We start from the raw sequence: 16399 nt of genomic DNA, 5'->3' as shown, positions 1-16399 counted from the left end.
AGGCTACGGCGAAGACGAACTGGACCGCGCCGGCGCCTACCGTGTATATGAGGACCCTCTGGATCTGCTGCGGCACTTGGACGAAGTGGGAGCGCGGGTGAAGGAATATGGGTGACGGAGTCGAGGATACTCACCCGTATGAACCCTGCACTTCCCAGAAATGTCATCCTGAACGAGGACGGGGTAAACCGATCCCCGTCCGAGTTGAAGGACCCGGTGTTTTCTCGCTGCTTGTAGGTTTCCCTTGGAGGTGGCCCACCTCCCGGTGATGACAATATGAGAAGGAGCTTTCGGCGCGACCCAACGCCCCTTCACTCACGCTCCAGCCAAACAAAAAGCCCGGCACTCGGCCGGGCTTCACATCCAAACCAAACCTCGTCTCAATACAGCCGGAAGTTAACTTCAACGTTGATCTGAACTGCGACTGGCTGGCCGTCTTTCTTGGCTGGCTCAAACTTCCACTGCCGTACCGCCTCCACTGCCTTTTGATCCAGGCCGAGGCCCAGGCTGCGAGATACTCTGATATCGCGCGGCCGACCACTGGGATCCACGATCAGCCACAAAACCACTGTGCCCTGGTACTTCGCCTTGCGGGCCTCTTCCGAGTACTCGGGATCAGGGGTGTAGATCGCCCGGGGTGCGGACACGCCGAACTTCCCAACTTGGAAGACACCTCCGCCGAATCCGCCGCCCTTGCCCGGGCCGACGCCGCCACCTTCACCCGAGCCGACGCCGCCACCGCTTCCCGATCCGATTCCACCGCCCGAGCCGGTGCCATTCGAAGGCGGACCGTTAGGAATACCCGCGATCGGATCGCCAAGGCTCGGCATATTGTTCTGTACTGGAAGCTTCACATTGGGTGGCATCACCACCGTAGGCTCCACAGCTAGCTTCGGATGGTCATTGCGGATCACCACTGCCGGAGGGGTGATTTGCTCCATGGAGAATTTGGGTAGCTTCCCCTTGGGAGCCTGAATCTTGTCGCGATCTCCACCACCGCCGCCGCCCTGCAGTTTCTTGCCGCCACCATCGGGAACGACCGGCATGATGCCGCTCAAATCTGGAGCTATCAGCGTGACCGACTGTTGCTGTTGCACTTTCTTTACGACCCTGGCTCCCAGAACCGAAACCAGAATGATTCCGCCGATAAACGCGCAATGCGCGATCGCGGAAATCATCGCGCTCTTATTCTTATATTGATCCTCTTCCCAGATGGGCTTCACGCGGACCGGCCTGGAAGTTAGCTCCAGTGGCGCTGTCTTTTCCGGGAACAACCGATCTTTGATCTGGCGCGGCAGCGATATCCAAAGCGGGGCGCTTACATCGTCGCCTATCAAACGCACGCGCACGGGCTTGGAGGTGAGCGTGAGCGGCGCTGTTTTCGTCGGATGCAGGAGCTCACGAACCTGAGCCCGCAGCGAACGCCAAAAAGGCTGGTCAATTTGCCCCTCGGGCAAAAGAAAGTTCAGCTCGGGCGAAGCTGACGTGCTGGCCGGCTGCTCGCCTGTGATCGGAGATGCTTGAAGATCCGTCGGCATATCCCTTAGCCCAGTCCCGCTGGTTTCCCCTCCCGAAGCTTCACTAGCAGATGATTTTGATAGCGTTGCTGGTTGCCCGGTATAAAGAGCTTGTAAACCCCAATCTAACCATTCAACCAGATATATACCCGTGACACAACCTTAAGATGCGCTCTCCGGGTTAGCGGACCAACTTTCTTGTTAACTAGTCCCATTGTTGAACAGCTGCACGCGCGCTGCGAGTGACCAAGGGGCTTCGCCCTCGGGGGAATTCCCCCTCGTAACTTATAATGACTGAAGTACCTTAGATTTCGACGTCAGATCGAGGTAACGACCGAAGTGGTTTCGATGCCGAGGTACTTCTGACTTCACCCGATCACACTTCACCCGATACCCGGGCACATTGAAGGAGAACCTGAAGTAGTGCCGCTCGAGCTAAAGGCAACCATAAATCTCCCTAAGACCGCCTTCTCCATGAAGGCCAATCTTCCGCAAAATGAGCCGCGGATGCTGGCCCGCTGGGAGGAATTGCGGATCTACGACAAGATCCGCCAGGCACGGCAGGGGTCGAGACAATACGTCCTGCACGACGGACCCCCGTATGTGAATGGGCCAATCCACCTCGGCCATGCACTTAACAAGTGCCTCAAGGATTTTGTCGTTAAATCCAAGACCATGGCGGGATTCGATGCCCCCTATATCCCCGGGTGGGATTGCCACGGACTTCCCATCGAAATCAAGGTCGATGAGGCTTTGGGCGGTAAGAAGTTGAAGATGAATCCCATGGAGGTCCGCCAGGCCTGTCGTGACTATGCGGCCACCTTCCGCGACCTGCAGCGCGACCAATTCAAGCGCCTCGGTGTCTTTGGCCGCTGGGATCGCCCCTACTCCACGATGACCCCGGAATATGAGTCGGTCGTGGTGGAAACGCTATTCAAGTTTTTCGAGAAGGGGGCGGTCTACAAGGGGCTCCGGCCGGTGTACTGGTGCATTCACGACGAAACTGCACTCGCGGAAGCCGAAGTCGAGTACGAAAACCACCTCAGCCCCAGCATCTGGGTCCGGTATCGCCTGACGAGTGATCCGCGAAACATCGATCCTGCACTCGCCGGCAAGAAAGTCTCTACCATTATCTGGACCACCACGCCGTGGACGCTGCCTGCTTCCATGGCCGTCGCGTTCCATCCCGATGAAGAATATGTGGCCATCGGAACCGCCGACGGCGAGACCTACATCGTCGCGGAGAAGCTTGCCGAGTTAACCGCAAAGAGCTGCGGGCTCGGCGAGACCCGGATCCTGGCAAAGGTCCCTGGCCGCAAGCTGGAATATTCCACCTTTGCCCATCCATTTCTCGACCGGCAGATCCTTGGCGTGCTGGCCGACTACGTCACCATGGATCAGGGCACCGGTGCCGTCCATACCGCTCCCTCTCACGGTGCTGACGACTTCTATACCGGCGTGAAATACAAGTTGGACCAGACCTGCAATGTTGACGAGTCCGGGCATTTGCGCAAGGGCCTGCCTGAGTATGACGGCAAGCAGGTGTTTGAAGCGAACCCGCTGATCATCGACCTCCTGAAAAATCGCGGCGCGCTGCTGCACGTGGAAAAGCTGGAGCACTCTTATCCGCACTGCTGGCGCTGCCATAACCCCGTAATCTTTCGCGCTACTGAGCAGTGGTTCATTTCCATGGAATCCGGCATGGGCGGGGGCACGTTTCGACAGCGGGCGCTCGAAGAAATTAAGAAAGTCTATTGGGACCCTTCCTGGGGCGAGGAACGCATATCCAACATGATCGCCACACGTCCCGACTGGTGCATTTCCCGCCAACGAGTGTGGGGGGTGCCGATTGCGGTTTTCTTCTGCGAGGGATGCAACGAAATCCTGAATCGGCCGGAGGTGCACCGTGCCGTCGTAGAGCTTTTCGCTCGCGAAGGAGCCGACTCCTGGTATTTAAAGGACGCGGCGGCCATCCTGCCCCCGGATACAAAATGCCAGTGCGGCCAAAGCAAGTTCCGCAAGGAAATGGACATCATCGACGTGTGGTTCGAGTCCGGCTCCAGCTACCTGGCCGTGCAGCAGCACGAACCCGATCTTCCCTGGCCGTCCGATTTTTATGTAGAGGGTGGAGATCAGTACCGTGGTTGGTTCCACTCTTCTCTGCTATGCGCTATCGGTGTGCGCAACCAGGCGCCCTACCGACGCGTGAGCACCGTGGGATGGACCCTGGATGAAAGCGGTCGCGCCATGTCGAAATCGAAGGGCATCGGCGTGGATCCCATCGACATCGTCGAACGCCTGGGCGGCGAGATTGTGCGTTTGTGGGTGGCATCAGTGGATTTCCGCGAGGACGTCGTCGGCTCCGAGCGCCTGATGCAGCGTATCGCCGAAAACTACCGCAAGATCCGCAATACGTTTCGTTTCATTCTGGGGAATCTGGCCGGGTTTGTTCCTGGGAATGATGCGCTCGGCTTCGACCAAATGCAGGCGCTCGATCAATATATGTTGCTGCGTACCGCGGAAGCATCGCGCGATGTGCGCAAGGCGTATGAGGATTTCCAATTTCACAAGGTTTACCAGCAGTTGCTGAACTTCTGTACGGTTGACCTCAGCCAGGTTTACTTCGACATTCTTAAAGATCGGCTCTACATCTCGGCGCCTAAGTCCCAGGCACGAAGATCGGCGCAGACAGCAATCTGGCGCATCGGTGAAGCACTGGCGCGGTTGTTGGCCCCGGTGCTGAGCTTCACTGCGGATGAGGTATGGCAGTTCCTCCCGGCGATGGAAGGACGGACCGAGAGTGTCCATCTGAGCAATTTTTGGGATGAAGCGGAGATCGCTTCTGCAACCGCCGATAATACGCTCAAGCAATTGCGCAGCGATTGGCAACTGCTGCTCAAGACCCGCGATGAGGTGAACAACGCTCTGGAATCCGCGCGGCAGGCAAAGCTGATCGGCTCCGGGTTGGAAGCAAAAGTAGTTCTGGATGCGCCCGAGAGCATCTATTCAGTATTGGACAAATATCGTGACACGCTGCGGTATGTGTATATCGTGTCCGCGGTAGATTTGAAGAAGGGCATTTCGGGGAATGGTGCTCAGGGGCTAAAGATCGAAGTCACCCGAGCGCCCGGCCAGAAATGTGAGCGCTGCTGGAATTACTCTACCCTAGTGGGGCAGGATCCCACTTATCCCACGGTTTGCGAGCGCTGCAGCGCGGTTCTGAAGGAAATCGAGAGCGGGGGCAACGAAAGCTAAAGGATCATGAGTCAGAACCACGTTATGCGGAAATGGCACCTGGCGATTGCGGTTTTGGTGGTACTGCTGGACCGGCTGTCGAAGTGGCTGGTCGCCAAAGGTATCGCGCTGCACGAGACGATTCAGATCATCCCCGGCTTTTTCCGTTTCACACATGTTGAAAACAGCGGCGCCGCATTCGGTCTGTTTGCCGAGTCGGCATCGCAGTGGAAGCTGGCCGCGCTGATTTTGTTTTCGGTGGTCGCGCTGGCCGTGGTGATGATTTTGCTCTGGCGGAACAGCTATGCCCTTACCAGCACGGGCGTGGGTCTGTCGCTGATCCTGGGTGGCGCGCTCGGCAATCTCTGGGACCGCATATTCGACGGCCACGTAGTAGATTTCCTGGAGTTCTACATCGGCCCTTACCACTGGCCGGCTTTCAATGTGGCCGATAGCGCCATAGTGATCGGAGCTCTCCTGTTGATGTCGGAGATCCTCTTCGCCAAATCAGCCCAGCGGGAAGAAAAAGTCATAGCAAGTCAGAAATCGCAAGTCGGAAGTTAGAACCGGCACTCGGCGGTCAGACTGAGCTGACTCCTACCCGAGCCAAAACAACAGCTCGACTGTGGCACTCCTGACTTTTTCGCAAACGTCAGCCGTGCTTCTACTTCGCACTTGATCACATTTCCAGCCTGATTCCATATTGATTGTGCCCGGCGTTGGATGTAGGCTGCGTCGCGCAGCTTTTGAGACCGCGGCGCTTACCCGCTAGTCCTGGCTCATGATTTGGACACATCCCGGGAGTGAGTCGTGATCAAGCGCTTTCTTCTCTGGTCAGCGGGCATTCTCATCGTCCTCATAGTCATTGCCATATTGGCCTTCAGGCTTAGCCCCTGGCCGTCCGTCGTCCTCATTCGTCACGTGTTTTCCAACGGCGACCGGGCTTCTGAGGCCGCCTTGGAAAAACATGTCCCCGCTGGCATTGTGACGCGGCGCGATCTCGCCTACGGAGATGGGAAGGATGAAGTCTTTGATCTCTATTATCCGGAAGGCACGAACGCGCCTCGGCCAACTATCGTGTGGGTGCATGGTGGAGGGTTCGTTGCTGGCAACAAGAATGGAATCGCCAATTACATGAAGATTCTCGCCGGGCGTGGCTACACGATGGTGGCGGTAGAGTACTCGAAAGCGCCGGGCGCTACGTATCCCAAGCCTGTGGAGCAGGTGAATACAGCACTCGGGTTTCTCGTTCGCCACGCGGGCGATTTCAAGATCGACCCTGCGATGATAATTCTCGCCGGCGATTCCGCTGGAGCACACCACGCCAGCCAGGTGGCTCTGCTTACTACCGATCCCCATTTCGCGCATGCCATCCGCATCTCCCCGCAACTGCAACCCAATCAGTTGCTGGCCGTGCTTCTGCTGTCCGGAGCGTTTGATCCCTCCGCGGTGAATTTGGAAGGAAACTTCGGATGGTTCCTCGAGACGGTGCTATGGGCCTATTTGGGAAGAAAGAATTTCCGCGAACAGGCTGGCTTCCGATTGATGTCGGTAACTAGCCAAGTCACCGTAGCTTTCCCGCCGAGCTTCATCTCCAGCGGTAATGGCGACCCGCTGGCGCCGCAGGCGGTTGCACTGGCGCAGAAACTCGCTGGTCTGGGTGTGCATATTGAGACTCTCTTCTTCCCCACGGACCGTGTTCCTCGCCTCCCACATGAGTACCAGTTCAACCTGGACGACGCGGCGGGACAGGAAGCGCTCAACCGCACGCTCGCCTTCCTCGGGACTATCCCCAAGCGGACGATCAGCAGCAATCCACTCCCTTCACAAGTTCGAAGTGATATCCGAGGAAGTAAGAAGGAGTCGCGCCGTCTGCGTTCGCTCGAGCCGCTTCATACTCCTCACTTCACCCGATCTAACCAGCGGGAAGAAACATCCGGCGGATAAGGATTAAAAACAAAACCACGGCCCTATTCTAAGCAAGCCCGCAACTCGTCTAGCCTCACTTGGCAATTGTCAATCTGCTGAATTAGATTGTCCAGAATCGCCTCGACCCGAACAGCTGCATATTCCCGATCCACTGCGGTGGATAACCTTTGGTGTTCCTGTGCCTGTTCATTCAGACGGTTTTGTATCTCCTCCAACGCAAGCAGTGCCGAGTAGAAGCCATGAACTCTAAGCACGATGGGATCGGTAAAGTTACGCAGCTGAGCAATCTGGCTTGACAACGTGGTTGTGTGGAACCCTCCGATTAACATCGGCAGCGTTCCACTGTCGCGGAAACACCGACGAGCTTCAATGGCTCTCTGCCTACCCCGGACCAATTGTTCCTGAACTTCTTTCAGTTCCAGGCTGACCATTGTCAAGAATCGTGGCCATAGATCCTTGGCGAGCTGGCGAGCCAACTGGCCGTAGGTGAGAGTCTTGTTCTGGAAATCAGCTTGTACATCGCTCGGGAGAGCGTCGTCGGAGTTCCACAATTGCCCAAGCAGCCAACGCGCGCGATTGCGAGGCGACAGCGTTTCCCACCAGCGAGGGTAGAGCTCACGGTCGACGTGAGTTTCTAGGTGCCTCCACCACTCGCTATGGCGAGTAAGAACATCGAGGAATGCTCCTCCCGCAGCCCTGGAGTACCTTAACATCTGAATAACATCCATTGAGGTGCGCGAGTGTCAGCGCACATCCGTCAACATCGCATACAACGCTGCCAGCCTGCGTGCTGTGCTCGTACCTTCGGGCTTAGTGCAGCTCTGTTTGGGCGCGCTTCTACTTTTCCTACAAGCTCCCAGCAGTCTGCCTGCAATAGTCCGCCTGTGCGGTGTCGTGGATCACAATCTCTTGGTCTTAGCTTCCTGCCGGCCGGATGGAAGAACCCCTTCGACAGAGGGAACCTGATCCCAGACAGCATTGCGTTCTTGATTTAACCTGATTGGAGCTCTAAAGGAGAACACTCATGGCAGCTCACCGCCAGGCGGTCGCAAGTCCCAGTCTTGAAATCCATCGAAACGTAACTGTGCGCCGCGCGAAGCCGGAGGATGCAGAAATCTGCGGCCGTATCTGCTATGAGGCCTTCAAGACAATTTCTGAAAAGCACGGCTTCCCGCCCGACTTCCCTTCCCCGGATATTCCCGTGGCGGTCTTGTCGATGATGTTTTCGACCCCTACCTTTTACGCCGTGGTTGCGGAAGTGGACGGGCGCATCGTGGGCAGCAATTGCCTGGACGAACGCGGCGTGATCGCCGGGGTGGGGCCGATCACCGTCGATCCTAAGGTCCAGGATCGAAGTATCGGCCGGCGTCTTATGATTGCCGTTCTCGAGCGTGCCACAGAAAAACAAGCCCCCGGAGTGCGCTTGGTTCAGACCGCCTTCCATAACCGCTCTCTATCGCTATATGCCAAGCTGGGGTTCGATGCGCGCGAGCCGCTTTCGGTGATGCAGGGAGCCGCGCTCAACACGCGATTCGATGGCTATCGGGTACGCCACGCCGAGGACGCCGATGTCGAGGAATGCAATCACCTGTGCTATCGCGTGCACGGGCACCATCGCGGCGGAGAATTAGTGGCCGCCATCAAACGCGGAACCGCAAAAATCGTGGAATATAGCGGCAGAATTTCCGGCTACGCTAACGGGCTGGGATTTTTTGACCACGCCGTGGGCGAAAGCAATCGCGAAATCCAGGCGCTGATTGCCGATGCGCCACAGTTCGTCGGCCCGGGCATTCTGGTGCCGACGCGCAATGCGGAGCTGTTTCGCTGGTGCCTCAATCAAGGCCTGCGCGTGGTTCAACCTATGACCCTCATGAGCCTTGGGCTGTACAACGAGCCGGCGGGAGCATGGCTTCCCTCAGTGCTGTACTGAGTGCACTCACCCAACTTTCATCCCATGATCGTTCTGTTGGCTGGGCTACCGGGGACGGGCAAGAGCACGCTGGCACGCGAGCTCGCCAGGCGGACAAACGGCGTTGTGTTGGATAAGGACCAGGTCCGGGCCGCCCTCTTCCCTGCCGCCGACATCGAGTTCTCCACCGAGCAGGACGATTTCTGCCAGCACATCATGCTGCTTACCGCAGATTACCTGCTCCGCCTTAATCCCGACCGCGTGATTTTCCTGGATGGCCGCCCATTCTCGCGACGCTACCAGACTGACGATGTGATTCGCTTCGCCAACCGCCTGCACACTCCCTGGCGCATTCTGGAGTGCATCTGCTCGGAAACCACGGCCAAAAAGCGGCTTGACGAGGACGAGCACCCGGCGGCAAACCGTGATTTTGAACTCTATCTGACCGTAAAAGCGCGCTTCGAGCCTATCGAGCGGGAAAAAACCGTCATCGACACGGATCACGACCTGGAGACGTGCGTAAAAGAAGGCTTAACGGCGCTCCTGCGGAGCTTGCCGAAAGTACATGGGTGAACCAACCTATTGCTCACGCTTGATCACTCCCGGCAATTGTAACTACCGTGTAAAGTATCGGTTCCCGGGTAACCCAATGGTGGTTCCGGGCGTCTAATGAGTCAGGGTAGTGTACCGTCGCGTCGGAATCGCCGGCCGGGTCCCAGCATATAATGAATTCATCGGATGCACGGCGAATCAGTAATTCCATGGAGCCTCGTATGAAGTCGCGCGCATATATCTTGGCAGCCGTTCTGATGTTTTGTTTTGCCCCCTTTGCGCTCACCCAGGACACTCCGCCGCCTGCTCCTCCGCCGCAGGACACGACTTCGCAGAGTTCCCAGACTCAGGGCAAGCACGACGGCAGCAAAGATGACGTCGACGCCATCGGGAACCGCAAAGTCGGCGGCGGCAAGAGCATGGGTGACTGGTACTCGCTGGAGCACGAAATCCAGCTCGGCAAGCAATACGCCCAGCAGATCGAAGCTTCAGCCAAAATGGTGCAAGACCCCGTTGTGAATGAGTATGTGAATCGCATCGGGCAGAACCTGGTCCGCAACTCCGATGCCAAGGTCCCCTTCACCATTAAAGTCATCGATTCCGACGAAGTGAATGCCTTCGCTCTCCCCGGTGGATTCTTCTACGTGAATTCCGGATTGATTCTGGCCGCTGATGACGAAGCCGAACTGGCCGGAGTAATGGCGCATGAAATCGCACACGTTGCTGCCCGACACGCCACCCGCCAGATGACTCGCGGGCAGATCGCGAACCTGGCGACCATACCGCTGATCTTCGTTGGCGGTGGATTGGGATATGCCATCAGCAGCGCCGCCGGATTTGCTATGCCGCTGACGTTCCTGAGTTTCTCTCGCGGATTCGAGGCGGAAGCCGACTATCTCGGACTGCAATATATGTACAAGACGGGATACGATCCGCAGGCGTTCATCTCCTTCTTCGAGAAGATCGAGGCCAAGGAAAAGAAGAAGCCAGGAACCCTGGCGAAAGCGTTCTCCACCCATCCGCCCACGCCCGACCGCATCGAGAAGAGCCAGGAGGAGATTAAGAAGATCCTTCCGGGACGGGATACCTACGTTGTCAGCACTTCCGAGTTCGACGATGTGAAGGGGCGCCTGGCGAAACTGGAGAACCGTCACAAGGTGATCGACAACAAGGACGCGACCGCCCCCACGCTGCGGCGCACTTCCAACGCTGGCGACAACAAGACCCCAAATAAGACCGACACCAGCGACGACGATCGCCCGACTCTGAAGCGGCGCGACCAGGAGTAAAGTCCAGGCACGAACTGAGATCGGGTGAAGAGAGAAGTGCTGGGCTCGAACTTCTTCGGATCACCCCATCCTACTTCTGACTTTGTCCCTGATACCTTTGACCTCACCCGCTCAACCTACACCGAAGATAGTTCTGAACTCACCTGATCGATCCCCCCATGTTCACGGCTGCATGCCAACCTGACGTAACAAATCCTGGAAGCGCTGATCCGAGCGCAAATTGTCGAACACGGGATCGACGGCGAGATACGACATCCACACGGCGCGATCATCAAGGGCAGCCTGAAGCCACTTGAATGTCTGCTCTTTGTCATTCAGGGCAGCGTAGACTTGCGCCAACCCGTAGGGCGATACGTAGCACTCGCTAGAAATCTTTTGCAGCTGAGCGACAATCCGAAGAGCCTCGGGCTTCCTCCCTACCGCGGCGTGAGCGACCGCCACTTGGGCCAGATAAATCGGGCTGTTTCCGGAAAGTTTGGCCGCTCTCTCAAGCTCAGCGAGGCCTTCTTTGTAGAGCCCTGTTTGCACGTAGTTCTCACCGAGTAGCAGGTGAGCAGCTGCGAAGTTTGAATCCAAGTCAACTGTATTCCGGCTTTGTTCAATTGCGGCATTGTAGTTGCGGGCGAGATAGTATCGAAGCGCTACCCAAGTGCCAATCATGCGATTGAGTGGGTCAAGTCTCAATGCCTCCTTGGCCTCCAAAAGCGCCTCGTCGTGCCGCCCCCTTACCGACAGATAGTCTCCGTACCAATGGTGAGCATTTGCATACTGAGGGTCCAAGTCGATCGCGCGCCTGAACTCTGCTTCGGCCCTTGGCCAATCCCACCTGTGGTGAAGAACCAGACCCAGCGAGGCATGAGCTTCTGCAGACTGTGGGTCAATTTCAATGGATTTGAGGGCCGCTGCGTAAGCCTTCGGAAGCGCCTCGTCCGGAGATCTGAACCCGTGCCACGTCAGTCCACTGTTGCAGTCGGCCAATCCCGAGTAGGCCGCGGCATAAGCTGGATCCTTGTCTATCGCCTGCTGGAAGTAAGCCGATGCCTTCTGCAGGCTGTCCGCAGTCCGTTGGTTCCAGTAATAACGACCCTTGAGATAAGCCTCATAGGCTTCAGGATCCACCGCTAAAGCCGCGCCCAATCGCATCTGCTGTTGGGGAGTCAATTGGACGCGCACCCGTTGAACAATTGCCTGCGCGATCTCGCTCTGCAGCCTCAGAATATCGCTCAGATCCCGCTCATAACTCTCGGCCCACAAGTGCTGATCGGAATAAGCATTGATCAATTGAGCTGTAATGCGAACATGGTTGCCTGAGCGCACTACAGAACCTTCCACCACAGCATCAACGTTGAGTTCACGGGCAATTTGGGGCAGTGGTTTCCGCAATCCCTTATATTGCATCATCGAAGTGCGCGAAATTACCCGCAAGGAGCCAACTTTCGCCAGATCCGTGATCAGCGCATCGGTCATTCCATCGACGAAATATTCTTGCGAGGGATCGCCGGAAAGATTGTCTAGCGGCAAGACGGCAATGGATTCGATTTTAGCTTCGGGGAGGTAGTGCTTCTTCCAGCGATAGAAGATCCCTGCCACGAGCACCAGTACGATGAGCAGTCCAATTAGAACAACACCCCAGCGATGCGGATGGGGAATCTTTGGTGCGCCCACTGGGGGCGTCTTTAGCTCCTTCTCTGCCTCGTCGGAACCCGAAATGCGGCTTTCTTCTCCAGGACTGACGACGGGCGCTATAAAGCGGTATCCCTGTCCTGTCACCGTCTGTATGAATTGCGGATCTTCGGGATCGTCCTTTAGGACCTGTCGAATCTTGCGGATGGCGCCGCGGATGCTGTTGTCGGTATCGAGGAAAACTCCCTTGCCCCACACATTGGTGACGATTTCGTCGCGGGTGACGATCTCACCCCGGTGCTCGACCAGCTGAACCAGAATTTCCAGCGGGATGCGCTCTATCTTCACCGTATGACCGCGGCGGCATAGTCTGCGACCGGGAACATCAAGCTCGAAGTCTTCGCCGAACCTGACCGGCTCCTGCACTCTGATTGGTTCGGAAGCCATGCGTGCACCGGGAAGGGAGTGCGCAGATTCTACACCCGCTAGATACCAATCTAACTGCAAATTTCTGCAAATTTCTTCAACAACTTGGCGCGACACAAAAATTAACACCGCGACACACGCCCCGCTATGGACGGTCCCCCCACTGCTCGCCATGATGCCGCCACTCGTTCGCGAGTGCTGCCCCCCGCCTTGATGCAAATGTGCGTTGCACCGAAAGGAGAATGCCCATGAAAGCCGGCTTGAGATGCGGACTTAGTTCCATGCTTGCCGTGTTGTTGCTCAGCTGCCTAGCCGTTGCCCAGAACGCGGTGGCTGACTGGGATGCCATAGCCTTGAACACGATCGTCAGCGTTGCGAAGAAAGGACCGCCGACAGGCACGGTCTATTTCGCCTATGAGTCGCTGGCAGTCTACGATGCTGTGAATGCTATCGATGGCCGCTACACACCGTTTGCTGTCCCCTACAAAGCGTCGCCAAACGCCTCCAAGGATGCTGCCGCGGCAGCAGCGGCGCATGATGTGCTAGTCCATTACTTCCAGGCACAAAAAGGCGATCTGGACAAGGCACTTGCCGCATCACTGGCTGCCATTCCGGACGGCCCCGCTAAAGACGAAGGTGTGCAGGTCGGACAAGCGGTAGCCGCGGCATGGATTGCAATCCGTGCCAACGACGGTATTGAGGCACCGATTGTGTATGTTCCTGGGCACGGGCCGGGGATTTGGGAGCCTGTTCCGCCGAGCTTCCCGCCTCCAGTCGCCCCTTGGATGGCACAGATGGTGCCCTTCACGCTCGCGAGTCCCTCGCAATTCCTGCCCAGCGATGGCCCCCCGCCGTTAAACAGCGAGGAGTGGGCTTTCAATTACAACCTGACCAAGATTTTCGGCGCCAAGAACAGCTCCGTACGTACACCGCGGCAGACGGACATTGGGCTGTTCTGGAGCGATAACACCATCACGCAATACAGCAACTCGTGGCGGAAGCTGGCCGCGCAACAGCATCTCGGAACCGCCGATACCGCCCGCCTCTTTGCCATCGTGGACTTGGCTGTCGCGGATTCCCTTATTGCTTGCTTCAATGCCAAGTATCACTTTGCGTTCTGGCGTCCCGTCACAGCCATACGAGCCGGCGATACCGACGGCAATCTGGACACCATTGCGGATCCCAACTGGGAGCCTCTCGCTCCCACACCGGGACATCCAGAATATCCTGCCGCCCACGGCTGCTACACTGCCGCAGCCATGGATGTGTTGGCCCATTTCTTTGGGACCGATCGCGTCGAGTACTCGGTGGATAGTGCCGTTACCCACAACGCGCATTCCTTCCACAGTTTTCAGGACGTAGTTGCGGAAGTGGACCTGGCCCGGATCTTCGGTGGCATGCACTACTTGCACTCGGTTCTTGATGGAAACAACATCGGGCGCAAAGTGGCACGCCACATTACAAGAAACTATTTCTTGCCGGCCGGACATCAGGTTGATGAAAACCAGCAATAGGTAGAAGGTGGTACGCGGATGTCCCAGTTAGCGCCGCACAGTCTCGGCGCTAACCTGGAATTTAGTCGAACCAAGGCACGCTCAAGACGAAGCTGCCACCCGTGAGCGCTTGGCTTCCCGAACGCGCTCCAGCACGCTGCGAACCAGCTCTACTTCGCTGTCGCCGTCAGTGGGAAAGATACTCATCCCCCAGGCAGCCTGCAGTGGCTTCTTCTCGCGGCCGTAAGTGGTGGTCCCCACCGCCGAGAGCACTTTTTCCATCACTGTGGACGCGCCTTGGGTGCCGATTTCAGGGAAAATCATGGCGAAGCGGTCTCCTGCATAGCGACAAACCACATCGTTACTGCGCGTGCGCTTCTGCAAGGCACGAGCGAGATCACGCAAAAGTTCGTCGCCGCGATCGAAGCCGACCTCCGAATTCACCAGCCGAAAGCTCTCCAGGTCGAGCATGCCGATGCCGCAGTTCTTCTTGTAACGCCGCGAGCGTGCCAGTTCATGGGCGAGCGTCACATGAAAATAGCGCTGATTGTAAACGCCCGTGAGAAAGTCCGTATGAGCAACGCGCGTCAGCTCTTCCGAAAGCCGCATGTTGCGAATCGCTGTGGCGCTGACGTCGGCGGTTGCCTGCGCTATAGAGCGATCATCGGCGGTGAATGGCCTGGACTCGGGCGGTGCGATAGCCAGGAGGCCCAGTATCTCGCCAACACAGACCAGCGGGATATCCAACTCCTGCGCCGGTTCTCCAAACACTCCCGGCCACTTTTCTTTCTGCGCTGAAGTGTCCAGCCATAGGTCGCTGGAGCCCAACAACGCCTGGCGCTGCCCTTTGGTAAAGCGCAAGCGGGCGGGTTCGCGCGCCCCCGCCTTGGTCTTCAGGCTGAGGGTGCCATCTGATTCCGCCAGCAGCATAGCGACATTGGCAGAATCGAAGCTGTCGTGAACCAGATCAGTGATACTAGCCAGCAGACTGTGGGTACTTGCCGCGGATGTCGCCGAGCGCGCAATCAGGTTTAGGAGTTCGATTTGATGCATGCGTCGACGCTCGGCGGTGTACAGTCGGGTATTTTCAATGGCGATTGCTGCCTGGCTGGCAAAAGCATTGAGCAGTTGAATGTCTCCTTCGGAGAAGCTGTCAGGCTGTTCGCTTTCGATGTCTAGAACCCCGAAGACTTCATTGCGCACTAGCAAAGGCAACGCCAGTTCGCTTCTGACCTGAGGATTACCGGCAATGTATCTGGGTTCGCGGGTAACGTCGGCTAGATAAATCATCTCCCCAGTTTGTGCCACCTGACCGACCACCCCGTCCACACCAATACGCACGCGAAGCCCGGTCTGGCCATAGCCGAGCCCGGCCCGCAAATAGAGTTCCTGACCAGCTTCGTCGCGTAGGAAAATCCCGCAGCTAAAAACTGAGAAGTAGTTACGCACGATCAGCAGAATCTGATGCAGCACCGTGTCCAGATCTCCTGTGGACAGGATGATCCGGTTCGATTCATGCAGAAGCGCAACTTCCCGAATGCAGCGGTCAAGATGCGACAAGGGGGAGCCTCAGCAAGGAAACAGAATTATACGGAATGTCAAAGCAGAGCAGGCAGCGGGCAATAGTACAGGGGGGAGCGGGTTATCAGTACAGCAGCGGGAACCGCTAATGAGCGCCTTTTTGCTCTTCATCTCTGACTTTCAAATGATTTTTCAGGTTGATAAGAGGAGAGCGGATTCGACAGTTTCGGGAAGGTTTTGCGATCTTCAGATTAACCGATGCGAACTGTACCCGGTAACAAGTTGCAGATTTACCATTCACTTCGAAGCGTACGACTGAACCGGTTCTGCGATTCCCGCAGCTTGTTTGCGCGAAGCTGAGACTACCTTCAGCTGACTCCAGTCATAAGGAAATTCTCTTCCGCAGTCCAGGCATACCACGTAGGTCCCCGTCAGAGCGGCCGCTCCCGTGCGCCGCTGTCCAGCCCTCACCGATATCGGAAAGCTGTAGTGGCGGTGCCAGCACCCGAAGAAGGAATCCAACAACCTACCTAACATGGCGTCGCAGCCTTCCTATCCCTATAAACACCACATCTCGCGTGGTGTTTCCACCCGAAAATTTAGATTCCGAGTGGCTGCTTTAGGTTTCGCCAAGAAAATCCTTACGATTCTTCAGGATACGCAATTGGGAAAAGAGCGACTAGCCGGGCAGACTACGTAATTTGCGTTTGCCCAAAAAGGGAATGGAGCGGATCTATTGCGGCCCCTTCTTCCTGTCGTGACACTTGGTCACAATCGCCGATCGAAGCCGGGTTCTCAGGTCGTCGGGAAGCTCGTACAGAGTGGAATCACGGTAGATTTCGATCGTCTTCTTGGTGGTATTGCAGATGACATAGCAGTTGTGGCACCACTGCAGGTGATCTTCTA

Annotated in this window: 11 protein-coding genes; 7 read left to right on the top strand and 4 right to left on the bottom strand. The window is 56.9% G+C overall.

Annotated elements, in window-relative coordinates; genetic code table 11:
• Nucleotides 1–380 precede the first annotated feature (380 nt).
• On the bottom strand, nt 381–1538 hold the full coding sequence (locus VEG30_06945) for an energy transducer TonB (protein ID HXZ79648.1): 1158 nt from the start codon (nt 1536–1538) through the stop codon (nt 381–383).
• A 402-nt stretch (nt 1539–1940) separates the two neighbouring features.
• Between VEG30_06945 and ileS the strand changes: the two genes are divergently transcribed.
• From ileS to VEG30_06930, 3 genes are all read left to right on the top strand, one after another.
• On the top strand, nt 1941–4772 hold the full coding sequence (ileS, locus tag VEG30_06940) for an isoleucine--tRNA ligase (GenBank protein HXZ79647.1): 2832 nt from the start codon (nt 1941–1943) through the stop codon (nt 4770–4772).
• 6 nt (nt 4773–4778) lie between these two features.
• A complete protein-coding gene (gene lspA, locus VEG30_06935) occupies nt 4779–5315 on the top strand; it encodes a signal peptidase II (GenBank protein HXZ79646.1) in 537 nt (178 codons plus the stop codon).
• A 246-nt stretch (nt 5316–5561) separates the two neighbouring features.
• Nucleotides 5562–6698 carry an alpha/beta hydrolase gene (locus tag VEG30_06930; protein ID HXZ79645.1) on the top strand — a complete coding sequence of 379 codons (1137 nt, stop codon included), beginning with the start codon at nt 5562–5564 and terminating at the stop codon, nt 6696–6698.
• Between the two features lie 23 nt (nt 6699–6721).
• Here the strand turns inward: VEG30_06930 and VEG30_06925 are convergent, their stop codons facing one another.
• Nucleotides 6722–7408: a hypothetical protein gene (locus tag VEG30_06925; protein ID HXZ79644.1), complete on the bottom strand. Its 687-nt coding sequence runs from the start codon at nt 7406–7408 to the stop codon at nt 6722–6724.
• Nucleotides 7409–7704: 296 nt separating this feature from the next.
• On the opposite strand from VEG30_06925, the gene VEG30_06920 reads away from it, so the two are divergent.
• The 3 genes from VEG30_06920 (at nt 7705) to VEG30_06910 (ending at nt 10430) form a co-directional block, all read left to right on the top strand.
• Nucleotides 7705–8610 carry a GNAT family N-acetyltransferase gene (locus tag VEG30_06920; GenBank protein HXZ79643.1) on the top strand — a complete coding sequence of 302 codons (906 nt, stop codon included), beginning with the start codon at nt 7705–7707 and terminating at the stop codon, nt 8608–8610.
• Nucleotides 8611–9162, top strand: coding sequence for an ATP-binding protein (locus VEG30_06915; protein ID HXZ79642.1), 552 nt, complete (start codon nt 8611–8613; stop codon nt 9160–9162).
• 200 nt (nt 9163–9362) lie between these two features.
• Entirely contained in the window at nt 9363–10430 is a 1068-nt protein-coding gene (locus tag VEG30_06910) for a M48 family metallopeptidase (GenBank protein HXZ79641.1), read from the top strand.
• A 162-nt stretch (nt 10431–10592) separates the two neighbouring features.
• Here VEG30_06910 and VEG30_06905 read toward each other — a convergent pair whose 3' ends face one another.
• Nucleotides 10593–12500 (bottom strand): winged helix-turn-helix domain-containing protein, encoded by a 1908-nt coding sequence (locus VEG30_06905; GenBank protein ID HXZ79640.1) that lies wholly within the window; start codon nt 12498–12500, stop codon nt 10593–10595.
• 227 nt (nt 12501–12727) lie between these two features.
• Here VEG30_06905 and VEG30_06900 point away from each other — a divergent pair, with 227 nt between their 5' ends.
• Nucleotides 12728–13993: a vanadium-dependent haloperoxidase gene (locus VEG30_06900; GenBank protein HXZ79639.1), complete on the top strand. Its 1266-nt coding sequence runs from the start codon at nt 12728–12730 to the stop codon at nt 13991–13993.
• Between the two features lie 81 nt (nt 13994–14074).
• Here the strand turns inward: VEG30_06900 and VEG30_06895 are convergent, their stop codons facing one another.
• On the bottom strand, nt 14075–15532 hold the full coding sequence (locus tag VEG30_06895) for a GAF domain-containing protein (GenBank protein HXZ79638.1): 1458 nt from the start codon (nt 15530–15532) through the stop codon (nt 14075–14077).
• Between the last annotated feature and the right edge of the window lie 867 nt (nt 15533–16399).

The sequence above is a fragment of the Terriglobales bacterium genome (assembly GCA_035624455.1).
Lineage (GTDB): Bacteria > Acidobacteriota > Terriglobia > Terriglobales > Acidobacteriaceae > DASPRM01.
This window is presented reverse-complemented; position numbering and strand designations above follow the sequence as displayed.

Bases quoted from the DNA above. Each gene is read 5' to 3' on its own strand.
- VEG30_06925 (HXZ79644.1), bottom strand. From the start codon at position 7,408: ATGGATGTTATTCAGATGTTAAGGTACTCCAGGGCTGCGGGAGGAGCA.
- VEG30_06900 (HXZ79639.1), top strand. From the start codon at position 12,728: ATGAAAGCCGGCTTGAGATGCGGACTTAGTTCCATGCTTGCCGTGTTG.
- VEG30_06905 (HXZ79640.1), bottom strand. From the start codon at position 12,500: ATGGCTTCCGAACCAATCAGAGTGCAGGAGCCGGTCAGGTTCGGCGAA.
- VEG30_06910 (HXZ79641.1), top strand. From the start codon at position 9,363: ATGAAGTCGCGCGCATATATCTTGGCAGCCGTTCTGATGTTTTGTTTT.
- VEG30_06920 (HXZ79643.1), top strand. From the start codon at position 7,705: ATGGCAGCTCACCGCCAGGCGGTCGCAAGTCCCAGTCTTGAAATCCAT.
- VEG30_06945 (HXZ79648.1), bottom strand. From the start codon at position 1,538: ATGCCGACGGATCTTCAAGCATCTCCGATCACAGGCGAGCAGCCGGCC.
- lspA (HXZ79646.1), top strand. From the start codon at position 4,779: ATGAGTCAGAACCACGTTATGCGGAAATGGCACCTGGCGATTGCGGTT.